Below are 23181 nucleotides of genomic sequence, written 5' to 3'. Positions count from 1 at the left end.
CGTCAGAGTTTTATGTGAAGCTTATTAGACATTCATCAGCAGATGCTCGCGCTCCCAGGGGGAGATCACCTGCAGGAATTCCTCATATTCGGCGCGTTTGACGATGCTGTAGACCCGGGCAAATTCGGGGCCTAGGACCTCGTGCAGGGCGGTTGCTTCTTCAAACAGATCCAGGGCACTGCCCATGACCTGCGGAATATCGCCATCGCCCGCATAGGCGTCGCCTTGGAACTGCTTGCCTGGGTGTTTCTTTTCCATCAATCCCAGATAGCCGCAGGCCAATGAGACCGCGATGCCCAGGTAGGGGTTGCAGTCCATTCCGGCAATGCGGTTTTCAACCCGCCGCGCCGAGGCGCTGGAGAGCGGAATACGGATGCCGGTGGTGCGGTTGTCGCGCGCCCATTCCAGATTGATCGGGGCCGCGTGATCTTTGACATAGCGCCGGTAGGAGTTCACATAGGGCGCCATCACCGCGATGCCCGCCGGCAGATGGTTCTGCAGCCCGGCAATAAAGTGGAAAAAGGCATCCGTTTCGGATTCATCCTCGGCAGAGAAGATATTCTTGCCGGTTTTGCGATCCAGCACCGAATGATGGATATGCATCGCCGAGCCGGGCTCGTTCTCGATCGGCTTGGCCATAAAGGTGGCAAAGCAATCGTGGCGCAGCGCGGCTTCGCGGATCAGCCGTTTGAAATAGAAGACCTCATCCGCCAGTTTGACCGGATCGCCGTGCAGCAGGTTGATCTCCAGCTGACCGGCGCCGCCTTCCTGGGTAATGCCGTCGATTTCAAACCCCTGGGCCTCGGCAAAGTCATAGATGTCGTCGATGACAGGGCCAAATTCATCCACGGCGGTCATTGAATAGGCCTGACGGGCGGCGGCCGGGCGGCCAGAGCGCCCCATCATGGGTTCGATCTTTTTGGCAGGATCGATGTTGCGCGCCACCAGAAAGAACTCCATCTCTGGCGCCACAATCGGATCCCAGCCCTGATCGTGATACAGCTGCACCACCCGTTTCAGCACATTGCGCGGGCTAAAGGGGATCGGGTCGCCGTTGCGGTCAACAGCGTCATGGATCACCTGCAAGGTCCAGTCCCCGGTCCAAGGCGCCGCAGTGGCGGTGGACATATCGGGGTGCAGCGTCATGTCTTTTTCGATCCAGCCATCGTCATCAGCGGCCTCGGCCCAATCGCCTGTGATGGTCTGATAAAAGATGCTGTCGGGCAGGTGAAAGAAGTCCTGCTTTGCAAACTTGGATGCCGGTACTGCCTTACCTCGGGCAATACCGGGGAGGTCCGAAATAACGCATTCAACTTCGTCGAGACGACGGCCCTCCAGATAGGTCTTTGCCGCTTCGGGAAGATCGTCAAGCCAAGATGACATTAAGTCCTCTCTTTCTTCATAAATTCTGCGAGGAAAGTTGCAATTGCGGGGGAGTCTACGGGGGTGTCGAGTTGCTGACTGGCCTGGTCCAGGATCTGATCAGGCACCACGCCACGGCCCCGTTTGGTGATCAGGCCACTGGTGAACTCATTGCTGAATTCAGGATGTGGCTGCAGGGTCCAGATATGGTCGCCATAGGCGAGGATGCCGTTTTCACAGAACGCATTGCCGGCCAGCACGCGGGCCTCGGCGGGGCGCTCGATCACCTGATCCTGGTGCCAGGCGTTCAGGGTCAAGGGCGTGCCGTCCTGTTGATAGGTGACATGCCCAACGGCCCAGCCGCCATCGTATTTGGCGACTTTGCCGCCAAGCGCCTGGGCGATGATCTGATGGCCAAAACAGATCCCGGCCATGGGCTGTTTCCTGGCGTGAATGTCCCGGATCAGATCTTCCAGCGGCGGGATCCAGTCGTGGGGCTCATAGGCGCCATGGCGCGAGCCGGTGATGATCCAGCCATCGGCGGCATCGGCATTTTGGGGAAACTGGCCGTCAACGACCGCAAAGGTCTCAAACTCAAAGCCATGCCCTGCCAGGAGGTTACAAAACATCTGGTCATAGTCACCCGAGCCCTGAATGAGGTCTTCGGGCGCGTGGCCGGTTTGCAGGATGCCGATTTTCATAGTTCACCAGATTTGATCAAAAGGGGATAGGGTGAGGCCGCGCCTCGGGACTGATCCTGTTCATACCGCTTCCAACCAGCTGAGCCAATGTTGATCTGTCGGCAGGGCGGCAAAGCCCGCCAGTTCCTGGCGTTTGGTCATCACCAGGTTGCGGATCATCATCTGCGGCAGGATGCGCGCGATGAGCGGGCTTTCCTCGAATCGGGAAATTGCTGTCTCCCAATCGGGGGCCAGCTGCGGCAGATCGGTCTGCTCATAGATATTGCCACTGGAGGCGGCGGGCGGCACCATTTTGTCGGTGATGCCCAGCAGGGCGGCCCCCAGCACAACAGAGAGCATCAGATAGGGGTTGATGTCACCGCCAGCGGTGCGGTGTTCAATGCGCCGCGCCTTGGGGCTGCCGCCGGGAATGCGGATGGCTGCCGTTCGGTTTTCATAGGCCCAGGCAGCGCCGGTCGGGGCATGGGCGCCGGGCACCAGACGGGCATAGGAATTGCCGTGCGGCGCAAAGACCAGCGTACTGGCCGGCATCGCCGCCAGACAGCCAGCAACGGCCTGGTGCAGCAGTTCTGTGCCGGTTTCCGTCCCATCATCAAAGACATTGTTGCCCTGCGCGTCCACCACCGAGAAATGCACATGCATGCCATTGCCGGCTTCCTCGGCATAGGGTTTTGCCATAAAGGTGGCCGCCATCCCGTGTGCGCGGGCAAGCCCTTTGACCAAGGCTTTGAACAACCAGGCATCATCTGCGGCGCGCAGGGCGTCCTGATGGTTCAGGTTGATCTCGAATTGGCCCAATCCGGCCTCGGAAATCGCCGATTGTGCCGGGATGCCCATCTCTTCGGCGCCCGCGTAGAGATCGGTGAAAAAGCCATCAAAGGCGTCCAGCTCTTGCAAGGACAGCACTGATTGCTGGCTGAGTTTACGCCCGGTGTGGGGATGCTCCGGGGGGCCGGGTTGGTGGCCGCTATCATCCACCAGATTGAATTCCATTTCGGTGGCGGCCATCACCGTCCAACCGCGGGCCGCATAGCCGTCGAGCACCTGTGCCAGCACCTGGCGCGGATCGCCCATAAAGGGCGCGCCATCGTCGGTTTCCAGCACCATCGGGACCAGAGCCGAAGGGGTCTCGAGCCAGGGCATCGGCACCGGGCCACGTCCTGTTGGCTTTAGGATGCCATCGGCATCGCCGGTTTCAAACACCAGTGGGCTGTCTTCGATGTCGCGCCCCCAGATATCCACGTTCAGGGCTGAAAGCGGCAATCGCGCGGCGCCATCGGCCAGTTTTCCCGCCTGTGAGGCGGGCATGCGTTTGCCGCGCATCTGTCCGTTCACATCACAGGCGGCGATGCGGATGGTTTTTAGCTTGGACAGGTCCATGGGGCGGCTCCTTGGTAGTGGTGCCTTTGTTGTACTGCAGGATTTTGAATGAGCCAAGAGAATTTGATCAAAAGTTTGAAATGGAGCGGAGAGACCGGGAGAATTGCTATAAAAAATGGCTCCCGAAGGAGCCATCACAAGGTATTATTTTTGATCTTTTAGCGCATGAAGTTCGGTCTGTACTTCAACTTGGGGCGCTGGCCTTGTGGCAGATGTCGGTTCAGCCGCTTGTTGATTACCCCAAACAGGGAGATCACCATCAGGGTCAGCAGGATGAAATAGAAGGCCAGGATGGGGTAGGGCACAAAGGGGTTGAAGGTCTTATCCGCAAAGTATTTTGCATAGTAGAGCGCATCACCCTTTTGCCGCCATGCCGGAAAGCCCGAGACAAAAACCAGGGTGGTGGCATGAAACAGAAAGATCGCTTCATTGGTATAGGAGGGCCAGGCCAGCCGCATCATGGTTGGCCACATGACTTTGCGAAACCGGGACCAGCCGGTCAGCCCATAGGCATCTGCGGCCTCGATATCGCCTTTGGGGATTGAACGCAGCGCCCCGTAGAAGATCTCGGCGGAATAGGCGGCGGTATTCAGAAATAATACGACCAGCGCACCAGCCCAGGCGGCGGACAGGGGATTAAAGACGCTCGATACACTTTTCAGGCTGAGGAACAGGAAATAGGCAAAGAAGAACTGAATGAACAGGGGCGAGCCGCGAAACAGAAAGATGAACCATTCGGCGGGTTTGCGGGCCCAGAGGGATTTTGCATTTTTCCCCACCGCCAGAAGGTTGGCAAAGAAAAATCCAGTGACCACAGCCAGCAGGCCGAAATAGATATTCCAGATCATCCCAGAGCCGATCAGGGTGAACTGCTCACAAAGGGTAAAGTCACTGCGCGGCAGCAGCCGTTCGCCATACCCCAGCGAGCGCAAAGCATAGTCCTGAACGGTTTGAAAGCAGCTCATGACGCTTTCCTTTGCGCTTCGCCAGCCAGGGTGGCTTGACCATGGGACAGGCGGGTGGTGATGCGGTCCAGAACCAGCTCAGAGACCTTGGTAAAACTCAGGTAGAAAACCAACAATCCAAGGAAATACCACGTGCGCCAGTCGGGGTGTGGATAGGCGGTGAATTTGGCGGTCTTGGAGCCGCCCAGCTCTTTGGCCCAATAGACGATATCCTCGACGCCAAGCAGGAACAGCAGCGGTGTTGCCTTGATCAGGACCATCCAGAGATTGGAAAGACCGGGCAGGGCATAGGTCCACATTTGTGGCACCAGGATGCGCCAGAAGGTCTGGCGATGGTTGAGCCCATAGGCCTCGGCGGTTTCGATCTGCGCATGGGGCACCGCCCGCATGGCGCCAAACAGAACATTGGCGGCGAAGGCGCCAAAAACAATGGCAAAGGTCACAACGGCAATGGTAAAACCATAGACTTCATGGATCCACTGCGCGGCGTCCCCCAGGGGCAGCTTGGCAATGTCACAGACGATAAAATCACTGCCCTGGCGAATGGGTTGGTCCCAATCCGGGCATTTAACCCTGTGGCGCAGATATTCCAGCGCCTGATCCAGTGCGATGACGAAGAACAGGAAAAAGGCGATGTCCGGCACGCCGCGCACGATGGCGATATAGCCACGCCCCAACCAGCTGAGCGGCGCAAAGCGCGCCCGCGCCGCCATGGCGCCACCAAAACCAAACAGCAGTGCGGCAGGCGCTGCAAAGGCCAGCAGCAAAAGAACCGTCCCAAACGACATATAAAAGGCCATGTGTTTACCGGTGGTGAGATAGCAACTCATCCACTGAAACGTCTCGAGTGTGGCCGGGTCAGAGCAAAAGGAGAAAATGGCAGACCTCATCGTCTAGATCGGCGCAACCGGCCGAAACTGTGAAAAGGGAGGCCAGTAGCCCCCCTTTATCAAGAGCGTATCAGTTAGGCGTTCTGGCTTACCAGGTGCCGCCAACTTCCCACTTTTCAATCAGCGTGTTCAGGCTGCCGTCTTCTTTCATCGAGGTGATAGCGGCGTCAAACTTGGCGCGCATTTCGCTGTCGCTTTCACGGAAGGCCATGCCGATACCACCGCCCAGTGGCACATCCTCGCCAACAAAGACCAGGTCAGAGGCTTCGACTTCGGGTTCCAGGTAGTCTTTGTCTGCGATCACGGCATCGGCTTCGCCGGAGCGGACTGCGGCCAGGGTTTCATCCGGAGTGGGGTATTCCACCAAAGTGGCACCGGTGTCGACAACATGGTTGGCCTGGATGGTGGCGGTCTGGGCTGCAATCACGCCGCCGGTCAGGTCCACATCAGCCGACAATGCGGCATAGGCCGAAGGCGACGGGGGGGTGTAGCCTTGGGTGAAGTCCACAACTTCTTCACGCTCGGCGGTGATCGACATACCGGCGATGATGGCGTCGTAGTTGCCGGAAACGAGGTTCGGGATGATGGAATCCCAGTCATTTGTGACCCATTCGCAGGTCAGCTCGGCGCGTTTGCACAGCTCATCGCCCAGCTCACGCTCAAAACCGTCCACTTCGCCGTTGTCGTTCAGGAAGTTGTAGGGAGGGTAGGCGCCCTCGGTGCCCAGACGGACAGTGTCAGCCAGACCCATGCCTGCGGTCAAAGCAAGCGCTGCGGTGGTCAGAATGAGTGATTTCATGGTGATACTCCCAGTTTTTTGGTTTCTGTTTTGGTTTCTTATTGTCATCGCCGCGGCCCAGTTCAGGCCGGGCAAAGGGTTATTGGCTTGCGCGCAGGTGGCGTGTTGGTGCCAGGAAATTGCGCAACCGTTCGGATTGTGTATTGCCAAAGACCTCATCGGCGCTGCCCTGTTCCTCGATCAGGCCCTTGTGCAGAAACACAACCTTATCTGACACATCGGCGGCGAGGTTCATGTCATGGGTCACGATCATCATTGTGCGGCCTTCGGTGGCCAGGTCTTTGATGACTTTGATCACTTCCTGTTCCAATTCTGGGTCCAGTGCCGAAGTTGGTTCGTCAAACAGCAAGGCCTCGGGTTCCATGCACAGCGCCCGCGCAATGGCTGCGCGTTGCTGTTGGCCGCCAGACAGCTGCGCCGGATAGGCGTCCCATTTGTCGGCAATGCCAACCTTGTCCAGATATTGGCGGGCGGCGACTTCAACCTCTTTGGGGTCTCGACCCAGAACCGTGACCGGGGCTTCCATCACATTTTGCAAGATGGTCATATGAGCCCAGAGATTGAACTGCTGGAACACCATCGACAGATTGGTACGAATGCGCAGCACCTGTTTGGCATCGCTGGGGCGGCGGTTCAGTCCGTTCCCCGACCAGGTGATGGGTTCTCCCTTGAAATGGATCTCGCCGGCCTGACTGTTTTCCAGCAGGTTACAGCAGCGCAAAAGGGTGGATTTTCCCGATCCGGATGAGCCGATCAAAGACACAACATCTCCGCGATGGGCAGTGATATTGACACCCTTGATAACTTCCAACTCTCCATAAGATTTATGCAGGTCGCGGATCTCGAGTACAGGTGTCTGAGTGGTCAAAACGGTTTCGCCCAGTTGTGAAAAACTGGCCCTAATTGGACCGAAAAAATGTCTGAATGCAATGTTAAAACCGGGAAGTTTTGGGGATAACCGCACGGAAAGGAGGTCAAAGTCTTCGAAATGAGCAGCTGCACCCTAACCGCGCGCCTTAATCTTTAGGTCTGTCAGTACTGGCCCCGGAGGCGTTGGCACCGCCAGGTATTCGCTGGTGGGGATGTGCAAAAACCCTTTGAGCCTGAGAGTGGCGCGCGTGGCGTCATCCAGAGATTCGATGGCGGATTTTACCGCCAGAAATAAGGCCACAGGATCCTGGTCTAACGCGGTGATTAACGGCAGGCCGGGCGTTGGCACGGTGAGATCAACAACCGACAGGTCATTCGCAAAATCATCGTAGTCCTGGATCATATCCCAGGACAGCAGGTCCAGCGCGGCAAAATCAGCGCGCCCCTCGGCAACCGCTTGGGCCGAATCGCGATGGCTGCCGGTTTCGACCAGGGCTCCCGGCAGGATGTTGTGATCTTGCATATGGATAAGGGGGGCTGCCCAGCCGGACTGCGACAGGGCATCATTATAGGCAAAGCGGCCCTGGTCAAAGTGCTCCAGCTGTGGCGTGGTCTGAGATTTTTTGGCGACAAAGACGCTGCGATAAAACCCTGGCGGGCAATCTGGCAGGCCATAGTCCGGGGTGCCGACCAGCTGAACCTCGCCGTACAGCCGGGTGCGGAAGGGGCAGCCGCAGGTCTGGGCCAGCAAAAGCTCCGGGGAGGTCCAGGCCAACCATGGGTCAATCTCGCGAGAGAGGCTTTCGGGCCCGGTTTCCAGAGAGTTGCGAATGGCAGACCAGAGCAGGTCATTGGCAGCAGCGGTTTCAGGCCTGTCATACATGCCGAGACAGGCAATCATGTGGTTTCTTCCATCCGTTTGCGTGCCTTGGCACTGTCCAGATCGCTCACGCCCAGCAGTTTCGCGGTCAGCCGCATCACGGCATCTTCACCAGCGTCGCGGCGCCCATCCGCCAGCACCACTTGCCACATGGCTTCGACAACGCCAATGCGATCTTCCAGGGTGACGGCCTCTTTGATGGCGCGGGTAAAGCGCACCGTATCCGGGGCTTCGGCCTCCATCGCCTCGGCCTGCTCGCGCAGAATGATCGCGCCACCGGCATCCTGGCCAAACCGGGAGCAGATGATCCGGTCTATGCGGTCTTTCTCAACTTCGGAATAGTTGTGATCAGAGCGGGCAATACGGACCAAAAGCGCGGTCAGCGCCATGCGCGCCCCTTCATCCGTCAAAGGCTCTGGTGCGGGAGCCAAAAGAAGGGCCAGCAGTTCTTTAAACATTATTTGTCCTCTAGGCTGGCCGCGAACTTGGCCTGGGCTTTGCTGCGCGACGCCTCATTGTCCGCAAAGGACAGCCCCATGGCCTTATAGGCTTCTTCAAGAATGCGAACCTCGCCTTCGTGTTCATTGTTGTCGGCCAGGACCACTTCCCACAGTGCATCCAGCGCCGCCAGACGTTCGTCCAGCCCGGTGGTCTCGCGGATCAGGCGGCCAAAGGTGTCTGTCTCGGGGGCGGCGGAATGCAATTTCTCGCAGGTGGCCCGGACCTTGGCAGCCTCAATCGCGTCATGCTGGTACAGCCGCGACAGGATCCGATCAATCAGGCTGATCTCTTCCAGCTTATATTCGCGGTCCGATTTTGCGACCCGCACCAGCAATGCGCCCAAAGCCAGTTCTGCATCCGGATCGGGAAGTGCTGGCGGGTCGGCGGGTCTGAAGGCCTGAAATAATTTCTTGAGCATGTCAGGGATACTCCGTGGATCCAAGGGCCGGAGCGGCGGTGAGCCGCACCTGGCCAATTGTGTAAACCTTTGGTTGGGTCGATCTATCTGACCCCGAGAACCTGACCAATCAACGTTGTAAGTAGGCCCAAAACCTGTCAGCTGGTCAAGCTTTTGGTGCTAGTTATCGTAGCCTTCGACAATCTCCATGTCGCCGGTTGAAACCGGATCCCGCAGCGCTTTGGCATCCTGATAAGAGACACTATCATAACAGGATCTTGCTGTCGGGAAATCCTTGAATTCGATCACCACGGTCCGGGCGCGCATCTTGCCTTCGCGGACCTCTTTGGCACCACCCCGCACCAGAAAACGCGCGCCATATTCGGCAAAGGGCGCTGCATTGGCTGCGATATATTCCTTGTACCGATCCAAGTCGTCAACATCGACATGTGCGATCCAATAGCCCTTTGGCATCTTCAGAACTCCCTCCTGTAATATGCAACAAGCTGATACAGAACCAAGGCAAAGACAATGGTGAGCCGACAGACATTTTCCCCGTAAGCGAGTGAAAATACCAAAAAATATCAAAAATATAGGTTACATATGAAAAAACGCCCGCGCGGTGGCGGGCGTTTCTGTCACCTGTCTATTTGGGCGCGGTCCGCCTAGCCAATTTCCTGCAGGCGCGCCAGGGCGTCTTTGATCTTGGCTTCTTCCTCTTCGCGCAGGGCCAGGTTTTCGCGGGCTTCTGCCACCACCTCTTCGGGGGCCGAGGCGGCGAATTTGGGGTTTTTCAACCGCCCACGCAACCCGCCCAGCTCCTTGGTCAATTTGCCAAGGTTCTTTTCCTGACGTGCCTTTTCTGCCGCAACATCAATGATATCGGCCAGAGGCAGCGCAAAGGATGCCCCCGGAGCGGCGATTGAAATACAGCCTTTGGGCAGGTCCTTTGCCTGGGTCAGGCTTTCAATGCGGGCCTTGTTCAGGATCAGCTCTGCGTTGCGATCCCAATAGCCCTGTGCCGCAGCGTCCATTTCGGTGACCAGCATCGGCACGATGGAACCCGACGGCACGTTCAGCTGCGAGCGGGCCGAGCGCACATTGCCAATCACCGCGATGACCCAGTTCATTTCGGCCTCGGCCTCGGCATCTACCAGATCGGCAGCGCGGTAGCTCGGCCAGGCGGCATGGGCCAGCATCTTGGAGGCCTCGCCCATCTTGACGCCGCGCCCTTCGGTGGCATTCCACAGCTCCTCAGTCACAAAGGGCATGATCGGGTGCATCAGGATCAGCGCCTGATCAATCGCCCAGGCAAAGGTGGCGCGGGTTTCTTCCTTGGCAGCCGCATCATCGCCCTGGAATACCGGTTTGGTGAATTCCAGATAGCGGTCGCAGAAGGTGTTCCAGAAGGTGGCATAGATCGCATTGGCGGCGTCATTGAAGCGGAAGCTCTCGAAGCCCGCATCGACCTCTTCGCGCAGCTTGGCGATCTCGCCGATGATCCAGCGGTTGAGCGGCAGGCTCGCCTTGGGCGGGGTGCTGTCGCGGGTGACCGAGAAGGCATCAATCTGGCTCTCGCCATAGGAGCAGGCCTGCCAGATCTTGGTGACAAAGTTGCGATAGCCCTCGATCCGCTTCATGTCGAGCTTGAGCACGCCGCCGAGGCTGGCCATGGCCGCATTGGTAAAGCGCAGCGCGTCGGCGCCGTATTCCTTGATGATGTCCAGAGGGTCGATGACGTTGCCGGTGGATTTCGACATCTTCTTGCCCTTGGCGTCGCGCACCAGACCATGCAGGTAGACGGTATCGAACGGGATCTGATCGACCACCGCCAGCTGCATCATCATCATGCGCGCAACCCAGAAGAACAGGATGTCCTGCCCGGTGACCAGCGTCGAGGTCGGGAAGTATTTCTGCGTGTCCTCGCTCCACTCCGGCCAGCCCAGCGTACCGATCGGCCAGAGGCCGGAGGAGAACCAGGTGTCGAGCACGTCGGGGTCGCGGGTCAGAGAAACTGTCGAACTACCTTCGGTGTCACCTTCATTTTCGTACATTGTCATGTACTCGAATTCAGTTCCCTCTGCGTCAACGGAAACAGTTGCGCTCTCACCGTAGTAAGCCTGCGCGAGTGCAATCGCTTCTTCTTCTGTCGCCCCACAGAAAGTTCTTGAAGTGCCTTTGTAGTTGTCGAAATCTTCAAGAGCATCTTTGGTCGGCCCATACCAAACCGGGATCTGGTGGCCCCACCAGAGCTGGCGTGAGATGCACCAGGGCTCGATGTTTTCCAGCCAGTGGTAATAGGTTTTCTCACCGCTCTCGGGCAGGATCTTGACGGTGCCGTCTTTCACCGCGTCCAGGGCGGGGCCAACGATCTTTTCGGCGTCAACAAACCACTGGTCAGTCAGCATTGGTTCGATCACCACCTTGGAGCGGTCGCCAAAAGGCTGCATGATCGGCTTGGCCTCAACATAAGGCACGGTCTCGGAGACCTCAGTCTCGTTGCCGTCCTCATCCTTGACCACCTTGGTGACGGTATGCATCACGGCCAGACCTTCGGCGGTGATATCGGCCACCACGCGTTTGCGGGCCTCAAACCGATCCAGCCCGCGATACTCTTCCGGCACCAGATTCATCGCGGCGATGCTGGCCTCGGTGAAGTCCTGTTTGCCATTGGCGATGGCTTGGGCGATGGCGGCCTCTTCCACATATGGCGCGCCATCGGCGCGCATATTTGCCTTGGTGTCCATCAGGTTATACATCGGAATGCCGCCGCGTTTGGCGACCTGATAGTCATTGAAATCATGCGCGCCGGTGATCTTCACCGCGCCAGAGCCAAAGTCCTTATCGGGGTATTCATCCGTGATGATCGGGATCAGGCGGCGCTGCGCCTTGGGGCCAACGGGGATTTCGCAGAGCATACCAACGATGGGCGCATAGCGTTCATCCGAGGGGTGCACCGCAACCGCGCCGTCGCCCAGCATGGTTTCGGGCCGGGTGGTGGCGATGGAGATATAGTCACGCTCTTCAGTGAGCGTAACATTGCCGTCCTCATCCTTCTCGACATAGGTATAGGTCGCGCCATTCGCCAGCGGATATTTGAAGTGCCACATGTGGCCCGCGACCTCGATATTCTCCACCTCAAGGTCAGAGATCGCGGTCTCAAAATGCGGGTCCCAGTTGACCAGACGCTTGCCGCGATAGATCAGCCCCTTGTTGTACATCTCCACAAAGACCTTGATCACGGCATCGTGGAAATTGGGCGAGTTCTCGTGGCCGGTACGGGTGTCGCCTGCTGCCCCCGCCATGGTAAAGGCGGTGCGGTCAAAATCGCAGGACGCGCCCAGGCGTTTGAGCTGCTCAATGATGGTCCCGCCGGACTGCTCTTTCCATTGCCAGATCTTGGCGAGAAAGTCAGGGCGGCTAAAGTCGGTGCGTTTCTTGCCTTCTTTCGCCAGCTCGCGCTCCACCACCATTTGCGTGGCGATGCCTGCGTGGTCGCAGCCCGGCTGCCACAGGGTGTCAAAGCCCTGCATACGCTTCCAGCGGATCAGGATATCCTGCAGCGTGTTGTTAAAGGCATGGCCCATATGCAGCACGCCAGTGACATTGGGCGGCGGGATCATGATGCAATAGGTCGAGGCCTCAGGCTCGGCATTGGCGCCAGCTTTAAAGCAGCCGGCCTCTTCCCAGGCTTTGTATAGGCGGCTTTCAGCTTCGGCCGCGTCGAATGTCTTGTCCAGTGCCATGAGGGTCGTCCTGCGTCGGTTGAATTCGGGGTTGTTGCATCCAATAACGAATGGGCGCGCAAAGGGAAAGCCATGGTGCAGCCTTGCTGGCTAAAAGGCGGTTCCCTGGGGTCAGAACCCTAGGGGGTGCGGTCCAGCTTGGTTGCCAGATGAATCAGGCTCTCGGAAGAGCGGACGCCACGGGCCTCGCCGATGCGATCAATGGTCTGGTCCAGCTCGGCTGTGGTCTGGGCCACCACCTGGGCCAAAAGATCAAACCGCCCCGAGGTGGTATGCACCACCTCAACCCCCGACAGGCTGCGCAGCCGCGACAGCACCTCGGGGCCAGAGCGCGGCTCGATCGAGATCAACACCGTGGCCTGCAGCGGCGGGCGTGTCGCGGCAGAGCTGCGCAGCGTATAGCCCTCAATCACGCGGGTGCTTTCCAACCGCTCAATCCGCGCCTGCACCGTGGTGCGGGCAAGCCCAAGCGCACGGGCAAGATCAGAGACCGGGCGGCGGGCATTTTCCCGCAACAGGGTCAAAAGTTGCTGGTCGGTTTCGTCTGTTTTCATCTCAATGCCTGCAATCTGCCGGGAGTTTTCGTCAATATAGGCAAAGTGCCGAAGGATATCGACGCCAAAACGCCCGAAAATAGGCAAAACACATGAGGCTTTACCAGATGCAGCACATCCCACCGCTATGGCTTGACCCTGAAACGCACTTGGCGCGACACAACCCGGATCACCCGATCCTTTATTTCTCGCCGCGGGTGCTGCATCAGGTGGCGGAGCGGTTTCAGGCAGGATTTGACGGTTTGGTCACCTATGCGGTCAAGGCCAACCCGCATCAGGCGGTGTTGTCGAACCTGGTCGCGGCCGGGATCTCGGCCTTTGATGTCGCCTCTCCGGCTGAGATGGCTGCGGTGCGTCTGGCCAGCCCGGATGCGGTGATGCACTACAACAACCCGGTGCGCTCCATGGCCGAGATTGCTGCGGGGATTTCCCATGATGTGGCGAGTTGGTCGGTGGATGAGTGGTCCGAATTGGACAAGCTGACTGCCGTGCCGCGTGACAAGGAGATCGCGGTGCGTTTTGCCCTGCCGGTGGAGGGCGCGGCCTATGACTTTGGCAGCAAATTTGGCGCGGCCCCGGATGAGGCCGTTGCCCTGCTGAAACGCGTCGCCGCTGAGGGCTGGACTCCGGCGCTGTGTTTTCATCCCGGCACCCAGTGTGAGGATGCCACGGCCTGGGTCGAATATATCCATGCGGCCAAGCGGATTGTTGATGCAGCGGGTGTCCCTATTGCCCGGCTGAATGTCGGCGGAGGCTTTGCCGCCAATCGCGATGGGGTTGCGCCGGATCTGGAGCGGGTCTTTGCCGCCATCAAGGGAGCCGTTGCTGAGGCCTTTGGTCCCACGCCGCCGCAGCTGATTTGTGAGCCGGGCCGGGCCATGGTCTCAGAATCCTTCACATTGGCGGCGCGGATCAAGGGGATGCGCGAGGGCGGCAATATGGTGTTTCTGAACGACGGGATCTACGGCGGTCTGGTTGATATCCGCGATATGGGGCTGCCGGGACGGGTCGAGGTGGTCAGCGCAGAAGGGCGGCACCGGCAGGCAGGGCGCAGCCCTAGGGTGGTTTTTGGCCCCACCTGCGACAGTCTGGACCGATTGCCAGATGGCCTGCCGCTGCCTGCGGACAGCCAGACGGGCGACTATGTCTTGTTTCCGGGGCTCGGTGCCTATTCCTCTGCCATGAGCACGCAGTTCAATGGTTACGGGTTGTCTGACGTGGCGACGGTGATTGAGCTCTCTGGACAAGCGCGCCACTAAGGCTAAGGTCCCCTGAAAGCACCAGCCAGCGCGAACAGGGGGCGAGCATGGAAAAATTTGGAAAAAGTCAGCCGGTCAAACGGGTCGAAGATGTCCGGTTTCTGACCGGGCATGGGCGTTATATCGAAGACTGCGCCCCGGCGGAGGCACTGCGGGCCTGGGTTCTGCGCAGTCCGGTTGCCCATGGGGTGATTTCGACCCTGGATCTGGAGGAGGCCCGCGCCGCCGAGGGGGTGCATATGGTGCTGACCCTCGCGGACCTTCAGGCGGCGGGGCTGACCACCACCATGGATGCCACCGTGGTCAAGAACCGCGACGGCAGCGACGGTGCCGCACCTGAACGCCATATGCTGGCTGATGGGCGTGTGCGCTTTGTCGGGGAGCCCATCGCCGTTGTCATTGCCGAGACCCTGGATCAGGCCCGTGACGCGGGTGAGCTGATTGAGCTGGATATTGACGATCTTCCGGTCAAGCTGGACCTGCAGGCTGGTGGTGAACCGCTGCACCCGGAGGCGCCAACCAACAGCGCCTTTGACTGGGGCATGGGGGATGAGGCCGCAACACAAGCGGCCTTTGAGGCGGCAGCCCATACCGTGTCGCTGCAGGTTGAAGACAACCGCATTATCGTCAACGCCATGGAACCACGGGGCTGTTTTGCGACCTGGGACGAGGGGCGTTTGCATTTCACCTATGGTGGGCAGGGCGTCTGGGGCACCAAAAGCCAGCTGGCGGCCAAGCTGCATCTGGCAGAAGAGGACGTGCATGTGGTGACGCCGGATGTCGGCGGTGGCTTTGGCATGAAAGCGATGACCTATCCGGAGTATTTTGTCGTCGCCCATGCCGCCAGGACGCTGGAGAAGCCGGTGTTCTGGATGTCGGACCGTACCGAGGCCATGCTCAGCGACAACGGCGGGCGCGATCTTACCTCGCTGGCAGAGCTGGCCTTTGACGCGGATCTGAAGATTACCGCCTACCGGGTGCAGACGCGCTGTAACCTTGGGGCGTATAATTCGCAGTTTGGCCAGCCGATCCAGACCCAGCTGTTCAGCCGGGTCCTGGCCGGGGTCTATGATATCAAAACCGCCTGGCTGCAGGTGGAAGGCATCTATACCAATACCACCCAGGTGGATGCCTATCGCGGCGCTGGGCGCCCCGAGGCGATTTATGTGCTGGAACGGGTGATGGACCGCGCCGCGCGGGAGCTGGGGGTTGACCCGCTTGAACTGCACCGTCGCAACTTTATTGCGCCGGGTAATTTCCCCTATGCCACGGTAACCGGCGAAAGCTACGATGTTGGGGATTTTGGCATGATCCTGACGCGCGCCGAAGACGAAGCTGATATTGCAGGGTTTGCGACCCGTCGTGCTGCCGATGCAGAGACCGGGAAACTGCGTGGTCTTGGCCTGTGTTACTATATCGAAAGTATTTTGGGCGACCCTTCAGAAGGTGCAGAAGTCGAATTTCTGGAGGATGGCCGGGTGAATATCTATGTTGGCACGCAAAGCAACGGGCAGGGGCATGAAACTGTCTATGCCCAGTTCCTTGCGGATCAGACGGGTATTCCTGCCGAGATGATCTCGACCATTCAGGGCGACAGCGACCGCATCGCCAAGGGCGGCGGCACTGGCGGGTCGCGCTCGGTGACCACGCAGGCCAATGCCACCTTGGCGACTGTGGATGTGATGGTAGCCGCCTTTACACCTTTCCTGGCCGAAGAAATGGGCGTCGAGGAAGAGGCGGTCAATTTTGACGGCGAGACCTTCCGGGCACCGGGATCAAACCTGACGCCTTCAATGTTGGAGGCGGCAGAGATGGCCCGCGCGAAAGGGCGCCTTGATTTGCTGCGTCACGCGGCGCGGGCGCAATTGCCGGGGCGCTCGTTTCCAAACGGCGCCCATATCGCTGAGGTGGTGATTGATCCCGAAACCGGTGTTTGCACTGTTGACCGTTATACGGTGGTCGATGATTTTGGCAATTTGATCAACCCGATGCTGGCCGAAGGTCAGGTGCATGGCGGTGTGGTGCAGGGGCTGGGCCAGGCGATGATGGAACATGTGGTCTACGACGATGAGGGTCAGTTGCTCACGGCAACGTTTATGGACTACGCCTTGCCGCGCGCGCAGGACGTCCCCATGATTGGATTTACCTCTGAGCCGGTGCCCTCGACACAAAACCCAATGGGGATGAAGGGCTGCGGCGAGGCTGGGACAGTTGGCGCTCTGGCGGCATTGGCCAATGCGGTTCAAGATGCCACCTGGGATAAGGGCCTGCGGCAGGTGGACATGCCGTTCACACCGCTGAAACTATGGGAAGCACTGAAGGATGGGACTAAAGCAGCTTAGTAATCGCTTACTTGAATGGCTCGGGCGGCCGTTGCGCTCGGAGCATTCCGGTGAGGCCAAGCTGCGGGGGCCGCAGGCCCATGTGATCATTCTGGATGGTACCATGTCGACGCTGGAGCCGGGGCATGAGACGCATGCCGGCAAGCTGTATCAGATGTGCCGTGAAATGGGGGCTGAGGTCTCTGTCTTTTATGAAGCCGGGGTGCAATGGACCGGCTGGACCAGCGCGCCGGATGTGATGATGGGGCGCGGCATCAACCGGCAGATCCGCCGCGCCTATGGTTATCTGGCCTCGCGCTACCACCCGGGTGATCGCATTTACCTGTTGGGCTATTCGCGTGGCGCCTATGCGGTACGCTCGCTGGCGGGGGTGATTGGAGAGGTTGGCCTCTTGAAGGCGGAACATGCCACCGTGCGCAATATTCGCACGGCCTACCGTCATTACCAGCGGGCCGGATCGCCAGAGGTGGCGCAGGCCTTTCGCAGGACGCATTGCCACGCCGAGACCAAAATCGAGATGATCGGCGTCTGGGATACGGTCAAGGCCCTGGGGCTGCGGCTGCCCCTGATGTGGCGCTGGGCCGAGAGCCGTCATGCCTTTCATAACCATGAACTCGGCTCACATGTGAAGCACGGCTACCATGCCCTGGCGCTGGACGAGACCCGCGATGTGTTCAAGCCGGTGCTTTGGACCTGCCCCGAGGGGTGGAATGGGCGCATCGAGCAGGTCTGGTTTCACGGGGCGCATGGCGATATTGGCGGCCAGCTTGCGGGCCACGAGGAGGCACGACCGCTGTCGAACCTGCCGCTGGTCTGGATGCTGGAAAAGGCCGAAGACTGTGGTTTGCCCCTGCCGCAAGACTGGCGCATGCGCTTTCCTGTTGATCCCAAGGCGCCCTCGGTTGGCACCTGGCAGGGCTGGGGCAAGATCTTCTTATTGCGCAGCAAACGGCAGGTGGGACTGGACCCCAGCGAGCGGCTGCACAGCAGCGTTCAAGCGGCGGTGCTGCAGAAGAAATCAGCAGGCTGGTTTGCCGGGCTGAGAGGACATGCGCCTTAACCCCGCCCCAACAGCTCCGCAGCCCAATCCCCAGCAACCTAGCCAAGGTCCCTGGTTGCTGTGTGCGTTACGCGCCTCAACAGGCCTGAGAGCTCAGGCTTTGGTGCCGAAGATATTCATCACAATACAGGTGGTTGAACCCGTCGCATAAAGCTTGCCATCCTCGACGCCGCGGATCTCGCCATGGGCCACCCCGGTGGAGCGACCAACATGATCAATCACACCGACGCAGTCCACTGTTGTTCCCAGCGGAATGGATTTCAGAATATTGACCTTATATTCCAAGGTTGTATAGGCGGATCCTTTGGGGACGGCTGTCATCACAGCGCAGGCCATGGCACTGTCGAGCAGAGTGCCGTACCAGCCGCCATGCACAGTGCCCATGGGATTGGTGACTTCAAATTGCGGGGTGCCGCGAAACACCGCGCGCCCCTCCGAGACTTCGTGCAGGGTATAGCCCAGTTGCGCCCCGATCGGGGGGCCGGGCAAGCGCCCTTCCAGAACGCCCTGCATGAACTCAAGCCCGGAAAACTGAACAACCTGATCCATCGGCAACAGATCGGCTGGGGATTTTGCAATTGCCATATCGGGGCCCTTTTTGTGCCTGTTCCAAAGACGCACCAGGGGTCTCCCTAGTGCGTTCCTTTTTGGAATTACCTCAAGAGCCGCAGCCGCAACAAGCTTTACGCTACGTTCTCCAAAGAGATGTTCGGCGTGAGGCCAAGCGCAAAGCAGACATCGCGGGTCAGTTCGGGACGGTTGAGCGTGTAGAAATGCAGTTTCTTCACCCCTTCGTCCAGCAAGTCAGAGCAAAGCTCGCTGCAAATGGCCGTGGCCAGCAGGTCTTCGCGGTTGTCGCGCGTGGCCTTTTCAAAGGCGTCATCCACCCAGGCGGGGATCACGGTACCGCAGCGCTTGGCAAAGTTGCGTGCACCTTTCCAGTTTTCAATCGGCAGAATGCCGGGAACCAGCTTGTCACCGTCTATGCCCGCCTTGGCGCAGGCATCGCGGAAGCGCAGGAAGGTCTCGGCCTCAAAGAAGAACTGGGTGAGGGCCTCATCGGCGCCGGCGTCCAGCTTGCGCTTGAGCCACTCCACATCGGCCTGGGCGTTTGCGGCCTCGGGGTGCGGATCGGGGTAGGCGCCAACACGCAGGATGAACTTGCCGGTTGCAGCCAGGGCTTCGATCAGTTCAACAGAATTGGCAAACCCATCCGGATGCGGCGTAAATTGACCGGCGCCTTTGGGAGGATCCCCCCGCAGGGCGACGATCTCGGTGACGCCCACGGCGGCAAAGTTTTCAGCAATTTCCAGTGTTTCAGACCGGCTGGCATCCACGCAGGTCAGATGTGCGGCGACGTTGAGCCCAGAGCTGCCATGCAGGGTTTTTACTGCATCGCGCGTCAAATCCCGTGTGGTGCCTCCGGCGCCATAGGTGACCGACACAAAGCGGGGATCAAGCGGTGCAAGGGTCTGCACCGTGTCCCAGAGACGGAATGAGGCCTCCAGCGACTGCGGCGGGAAAAACTCAAATGAAATCTCAGGGCTGGTCATGACTTTGTTCTCCATGTGAATTCAGCTCTTGTTGCATGTGCAGCATTGTGAGACAATTTCATAATTCTCAAGAACAACATGAGCTGAGCTATAGTTATGCATATCGAGTTTCGCCACCTGCGCACCATCAAGGCTATTCACGAGGCCGGAGGTCTGGCGCGGGCTGCTGACCAACTCAACATTACCCAGAGCGCATTGAGCCATCAAATCAAGGGTTTGGAGGATCAAGCCGGGGTGGAGTTGTTTCTGCGGCGGTCCAAGCCGATGAAACTGTCGGCAGCCGGGCTGCGGTTGCTGCGCTTGGCGGAACAGGTGTTGCCTCAGGTCGAAGCGACGCAGGCCGAGTTTTCCTCGCTGCGCGATGGCCATGCCGGGCGGATGCATATCGCCATTGAATGTCACGCCTGTTTTGAGTGGCTGTTCCCGGTGCTTGAGGCGTTTCGCAAAAGCTGGTCCGATGTGGATGTGGACATTCGTCCGGGCCTCGCCTTTGACGCTCTGCCCGCCCTGCAAAAGGAGGAGGTGGATCTGGTGGTCTCGTCGGATCCCGAGGAAATTCCCGGCGTCGATTTTATCGAACTTTTTGACTACAAGGCGGTTTTTGTCGCCTCCTCGCATCACCCGCTGGCCCAGAAAACCTATGTCGAGGCAGAGGATTTTATCGGCCAGACGCTGATCACCTATCCTGTCGAGAAGTCGCGGCTGGATGTGTTCAGCCAACTGCTGATCCCGGCGCGGGTCGAACCGGAAAGCATTCGTCAGGTGGAGCTGACGGCAGTCATCTTGCTGTTGGTGGCCTCGAACCGGGGCGTCTCGGTACTGCCGGACTGGGTGGTGCGCGAGGTGAAATATTCCTCGGATTATGTCACGCGACCACTGACCAAATCCGGCATCACCCGCCGTCTCTATGCGGCGATCCGCAGTGACGACCGGGAAAAGCCCTACATGCAGGAGCTGATCCGCCTGGCCAAAGTCGAGGCGCGCAAACTGCAACAGCAGTAGCCGCTTCTGGCGCTATGCTACGGATCTATATGTCCTATTTTCAGTTGGTTGATTTGAGGGTGGTAACCCACTAAGAATATTGAACCTTTTACGTAAAAGCTGTTCGATGAAATTTTGAGAGGTGGGGACTTATGGAGCCCGAGGAAAAGAAAAGATCAAAGCCTTCAGTTCGAAAGCGGGCGGATGAGATTAAGAAGTTTCGCTGTAAGAACCTGATTGCGGTGATTGAAAACCCAGAGGATATCAAGAACATTGGAACCGTTATCCGCAATGTAAACGCGCTTGGTGTTGAAAGCGTCTATGTGGTCGATCCGCGAAAAGCTTTGCCAGAAGATTGGCAGGACATACGTGAGCGAAAATCGCTTATGAAGACATCAGTCTCTGCAGTTAAGTGGACCTTTGTAAAGCGGTTCGACAGCACCCAAGACTGTATCGACCACCTTAAAAAGCGTGGATTTACTTCCGTTGTCACTTCACCCCATGTGAAGGGGAAGACCAATGTCTACCTGCATGAAGGTGATTATACTCAGCACGCTAAACTTGCGGTTTGGTTTGGGAATGAAAAGCGCGGGATCAGTAAGCTTGCTGTGGAGAATTGCGAAACCTGCGTCGCAATTCCGATGTTTGGAATGATCGAAAGCCTGAATTTGGGCACCAGTTCTGGCATTACTTTGTATGAGGTGACGAAGCAGCGCAGAGAGTACCAGAGTAAGTATAAACGCAGCGGTAAAAAACGAAAGCGTAACAAGCCTCTGCCGACAGTTATGCCACGCGAGGCAGAGGCATAGGCGCGCGCAAAGATGTCAAATCCCTCTGGCTAGAGAATAGCCAGAGGGATTGTCCTTAAACCAGTTTGACGATCTGCTTGCCGGTATTGCCGCCGTTCAGCATTGCCATAAAGGCGGTTGGGGCGTTTTCCAGACCTTCGGCGATGTCTTCGACAAAACGGAGCTCGCCTTTGGCCACCATTGGGCCAACTTCCTTCAGGAACTCAGGATAGCGGTCAAAATGGTTGGAGATGATAAAGCCGTTTACCGAGAGGAACTTCACCAGCACATTGCGCCAGATATTGGGGCCGGTGAGGGCTGCGTCGCTGGCACCTTCGCCCAGGCCACCGGCGTTATACCAGGCGATCATGCCGCAGATCGGGATGCGCCCATTGGGGTTCATCATCGGCAGCACCGCCTCCAGCACCTTGCCGCCGACGTTTTCAAAATAGATGTCGATACCTTTGGGGCAGGCCTCTTTCAGATCCTGGCGCAGGGCACGGGCATCCGCGTAGGCGCGGTGATCCAGGCAGGCGTCAAAGCCAAAGGTCTCGACCGCCATTTTGCACTTTTCCGCGCCACCGGCGATGCCAACAACCCGCAGCCCTGCCTTTTTGGCCAGTTGACCAACCATGGATCCAACCGGGCCGGTCGCCGCCGCCACAACAAGAGTTTCCCCCGCCTGGGGGCGGCCGTAAGCGGATAAGCCATGCCATCCGGTAAACCCGGGCATGCCCAACACGCCAAGCGCTGCAGTGATTGGCCCCTGTTTTGGGTCCAGCTTGCGCAGCTCACGCGCGGGCAGGCAACCATGGCTGGCCCAGCCAAACATGCCAAAGGCAAAATCGCCGACCTCAAAATGGGGGCTGTTTGACGCGATGACCTCACCAACGCCGCCGGCTTCCATGCGACCTCCGATCGGCACCGGAGCGGCGTAGGATTTGGCGTCGTCCATACGGCCACGCATATAGGGGTCCAGCGACATATAGTGAACTTTTACAAGAACTTCCCCTTCACCCGGATTGGGCAGCGGATGGGTTTCCAATCGAAAATTTTCAGGCTTGGGTTCCGCTTCTGGGCGGCTTGCCAAAACGATTTCTTGCATTTCTGTGCTCATGTCTCTCTCCCTGTTGTGGCCCATCGCTCATCGTGGTTTGCGGTGGGTTTTACTGAACTCTGTCGTTCAGTTCGACCTTTGACAACCATCGCACAGATATGACCCTGCGGAAAACCCAACGACCCGCAGCGGCCCGCAGTGACCATGTGCACTCACATGGTGCTGCATTCACCCTTGGCAAATGCGACACTGCGGCGTATAGGCACCCATTGACCGACATCTCCCCGCATTCAACAGGATCCAGCAAACATGATTGGCAGCGCAAACCTTAATGTGATGATCAAAGCCGCCCGCAAGGCTGGCCGTTCCCTGGTGAAGGATTTCCAGGAAGTGGAAAACCTGCAGGTCTCGCGCAAGGGCGCTGGCGACTTTGTCTCCAAGGCCGATATTGCCGCCGAGAAGATCCTGAAGGATGAGCTGATGGGCGCACGGCCAACCTATGGCTGGCTGGCCGAAGAAGGTGGCGAAACCCCCGGCGAGGATCCAACCCGCCGCTGGATTGTCGACCCGCTGGATGGCACCACCAACTTTCTGCATGGTCTGCCGCACTGGGCGATCTCCATCGCGCTGGAGCACAAGGGCAACATCGTTTCCGGGGTGATCTATGACCCCGCCAAGGATGAGATGTTCTTTGCCGAAAAAGGCACTGGCGCCTGGATGAACGAGACCCGCATTCGGGTTTCTGCCCGTCACCGTATGATTGAATCCATTTTTGCCACAGGCCTGCCTTTTGCGGGCCGCGCCGATCTGCCAGAAACCCTGAAGGATCTGGCGCGCCTCTTGCCTGCGACCGCTGGTGTGCGCCGCTTTGGTTCGGCTGCGCTGGACATGGCCTATGTGGCCGCTGGCCGCTACGAGGGCTTTTGGGAGCGCCGGCTGCATTCTTGGGATCTGGCAGCGGGCATCATTATCGTAAAAGAGGCCGGCGGTCTGGCAGAGGCGTTGGATCCGGAAAATAGCATCGTCGAAAGCGGCGAAGTGATCTGCGCCAACGAGCCGATCTTTGAAAGCTTTGCCAAGGTGATCCGGAACTGAA

The 23181-nt window shown here is 58.6% G+C and carries 22 protein-coding genes; 6 read left to right on the top strand and 16 right to left on the bottom strand.

All coding sequences use genetic code 11. The features are described 5' to 3' along the window. Positions 1-24 precede the first annotated feature (24 nt). The 13 genes from ARCT_RS0114540 to ARCT_RS0114480 all read right to left on the bottom strand — a co-directional run bounded on the left by ARCT_RS0114540 (position 25) and on the right by ARCT_RS0114480 (position 13045). Positions 25-1383 (bottom strand): glutamine synthetase family protein, encoded by a 1359-nt coding sequence (locus ARCT_RS0114540; protein ID WP_027240729.1) that lies wholly within the window; start codon positions 1381-1383, stop codon positions 25-27. Then, complete coding sequence (locus ARCT_RS0114535) at positions 1383-2063, bottom strand: type 1 glutamine amidotransferase (protein ID WP_027240728.1); 681 nt, start codon at positions 2061-2063, stop codon at positions 1383-1385. Before ARCT_RS0114535 ends, ARCT_RS0114540 begins: the two co-directional genes overlap by 1 nt. Positions 2064-2123: 60 nt before the next feature. Further along, positions 2124-3443 (bottom strand): glutamine synthetase family protein, encoded by a 1320-nt coding sequence (locus ARCT_RS0114530; RefSeq protein WP_027240727.1) that lies wholly within the window; start codon positions 3441-3443, stop codon positions 2124-2126. A 158-nt stretch (positions 3444-3601) separates the two neighbouring features. Continuing rightward, a complete protein-coding gene (locus tag ARCT_RS0114525; protein ID WP_027240726.1) occupies positions 3602-4408 on the bottom strand; it encodes an ABC transporter permease in 807 nt (268 codons plus the stop codon). Then, positions 4405-5286 carry an ABC transporter permease gene (locus tag ARCT_RS0114520; RefSeq protein ID WP_084300965.1) on the bottom strand — a complete coding sequence of 294 codons (882 nt, stop codon included), beginning with the start codon at positions 5284-5286 and terminating at the stop codon, positions 4405-4407. The genes ARCT_RS0114525 and ARCT_RS0114520 overlap by 4 nt, the downstream gene beginning before the upstream one ends. 100 nt (positions 5287-5386) lie before the next feature. Next, entirely contained in the window at positions 5387-6097 is a 711-nt protein-coding gene (locus ARCT_RS0114515) for a transporter substrate-binding domain-containing protein (protein WP_027240724.1), read from the bottom strand. Positions 6098-6176: 79 nt separating this feature from the next. Further along, complete coding sequence (locus ARCT_RS0114510; RefSeq protein WP_027240723.1) at positions 6177-6965, bottom strand: ABC transporter ATP-binding protein; 789 nt, start codon at positions 6963-6965, stop codon at positions 6177-6179. A 135-nt stretch (positions 6966-7100) separates the two neighbouring features. Further along, positions 7101-7868: a phosphate/phosphite/phosphonate ABC transporter substrate-binding protein gene (locus ARCT_RS0114505; RefSeq protein WP_027240722.1), complete on the bottom strand. Its 768-nt coding sequence runs from the start codon at positions 7866-7868 to the stop codon at positions 7101-7103. Next, the gene (locus ARCT_RS0114500; protein WP_027240721.1) at positions 7865-8305 is read right to left on the bottom strand and encodes a tellurite resistance TerB family protein; all 441 of its coding nucleotides are present in this window, start codon (positions 8303-8305) and stop codon (positions 7865-7867) included. The genes ARCT_RS0114505 and ARCT_RS0114500 overlap by 4 nt, the downstream gene beginning before the upstream one ends. Continuing rightward, positions 8305-8766: a tellurite resistance TerB family protein gene (locus ARCT_RS0114495; RefSeq protein ID WP_027240720.1), complete on the bottom strand. Its 462-nt coding sequence runs from the start codon at positions 8764-8766 to the stop codon at positions 8305-8307. The genes ARCT_RS0114500 and ARCT_RS0114495 overlap by 1 nt, the downstream gene beginning before the upstream one ends. Before the next feature lie 159 nt (positions 8767-8925). After that, on the bottom strand, positions 8926-9219 hold the full coding sequence (locus tag ARCT_RS0114490) for a DUF1330 domain-containing protein (RefSeq protein WP_027240719.1): 294 nt from the start codon (positions 9217-9219) through the stop codon (positions 8926-8928). A gap of 191 nt (positions 9220-9410) precedes the next feature. Continuing rightward, positions 9411-12491: a valine--tRNA ligase gene (locus ARCT_RS0114485; RefSeq protein ID WP_027240718.1), complete on the bottom strand. Its 3081-nt coding sequence runs from the start codon at positions 12489-12491 to the stop codon at positions 9411-9413. 119 nt (positions 12492-12610) lie between these two features. Continuing rightward, positions 12611-13045 (bottom strand): Lrp/AsnC family transcriptional regulator, encoded by a 435-nt coding sequence (locus ARCT_RS0114480; protein ID WP_027240717.1) that lies wholly within the window; start codon positions 13043-13045, stop codon positions 12611-12613. 107 nt (positions 13046-13152) lie between these two features. On the opposite strand from ARCT_RS0114480, the gene ARCT_RS0114475 reads away from it, so the two are divergent. Genes ARCT_RS0114475 through ARCT_RS0114465 form a run of 3 tightly spaced genes read left to right on the top strand, consistent with a single transcriptional unit; the run spans position 13153 to position 17706 of the window. Continuing rightward, positions 13153-14304 (top strand): type III PLP-dependent enzyme, encoded by a 1152-nt coding sequence (locus ARCT_RS0114475; protein WP_027240716.1) that lies wholly within the window; start codon positions 13153-13155, stop codon positions 14302-14304. A 47-nt stretch (positions 14305-14351) separates the two neighbouring features. Continuing rightward, complete coding sequence (locus ARCT_RS0114470; RefSeq protein WP_027240715.1) at positions 14352-16646, top strand: xanthine dehydrogenase family protein molybdopterin-binding subunit; 2295 nt, start codon at positions 14352-14354, stop codon at positions 16644-16646. Further along, positions 16627-17706 carry a DUF2235 domain-containing protein gene (locus tag ARCT_RS0114465; RefSeq protein WP_036784939.1) on the top strand — a complete coding sequence of 360 codons (1080 nt, stop codon included), beginning with the start codon at positions 16627-16629 and terminating at the stop codon, positions 17704-17706. The genes ARCT_RS0114470 and ARCT_RS0114465 overlap by 20 nt, the downstream gene beginning before the upstream one ends. A 93-nt stretch (positions 17707-17799) precedes the next feature. Here ARCT_RS0114465 and ARCT_RS0114460 read toward each other — a convergent pair whose 3' ends face one another. Continuing rightward, positions 17800-18291: a PaaI family thioesterase gene (locus ARCT_RS0114460; protein ID WP_027240713.1), complete on the bottom strand. Its 492-nt coding sequence runs from the start codon at positions 18289-18291 to the stop codon at positions 17800-17802. Positions 18292-18389: 98 nt separating this feature from the next. Beyond that, a complete protein-coding gene (gene metF / locus ARCT_RS0114455; RefSeq protein WP_027240712.1) occupies positions 18390-19259 on the bottom strand; it encodes a methylenetetrahydrofolate reductase [NAD(P)H] in 870 nt (289 codons plus the stop codon). Between the two features lie 96 nt (positions 19260-19355). Here metF and ARCT_RS0114450 point away from each other — a divergent pair, with 96 nt between their 5' ends. Both ARCT_RS0114450 and ARCT_RS0114445 read left to right on the top strand, forming a co-directional pair. After that, a complete protein-coding gene (locus ARCT_RS0114450) occupies positions 19356-20261 on the top strand; it encodes a LysR family transcriptional regulator (protein ID WP_027240711.1) in 906 nt (301 codons plus the stop codon). Positions 20262-20392: 131 nt separating this feature from the next. Next, positions 20393-21049, top strand: coding sequence for a TrmH family RNA methyltransferase (locus tag ARCT_RS0114445; RefSeq protein WP_027240710.1), 657 nt, complete (start codon positions 20393-20395; stop codon positions 21047-21049). 55 nt (positions 21050-21104) lie between these two features. Here ARCT_RS0114445 and ARCT_RS0114440 read toward each other — a convergent pair whose 3' ends face one another. Then, the gene (locus ARCT_RS0114440) at positions 21105-22145 is read right to left on the bottom strand and encodes an NADP-dependent oxidoreductase (RefSeq protein WP_027240709.1); all 1041 of its coding nucleotides are present in this window, start codon (positions 22143-22145) and stop codon (positions 21105-21107) included. Between the two features lie 249 nt (positions 22146-22394). Here ARCT_RS0114440 and ARCT_RS0114435 point away from each other — a divergent pair, with 249 nt between their 5' ends. Beyond that, the gene (locus tag ARCT_RS0114435) at positions 22395-23180 is read left to right on the top strand and encodes an inositol monophosphatase family protein (RefSeq protein ID WP_027240708.1); all 786 of its coding nucleotides are present in this window, start codon (positions 22395-22397) and stop codon (positions 23178-23180) included. Position 23181 lies beyond the last annotated feature (1 nt).

Source organism: Pseudophaeobacter arcticus DSM 23566 (genome assembly GCF_000473205.1).
Classification (GTDB): domain Bacteria; phylum Pseudomonadota; class Alphaproteobacteria; order Rhodobacterales; family Rhodobacteraceae; genus Pseudophaeobacter; species Pseudophaeobacter arcticus.
The sequence above is the reverse complement of the archived record's forward strand: the minus strand, read 5'-3'. Positions and strand labels throughout refer to the sequence as shown.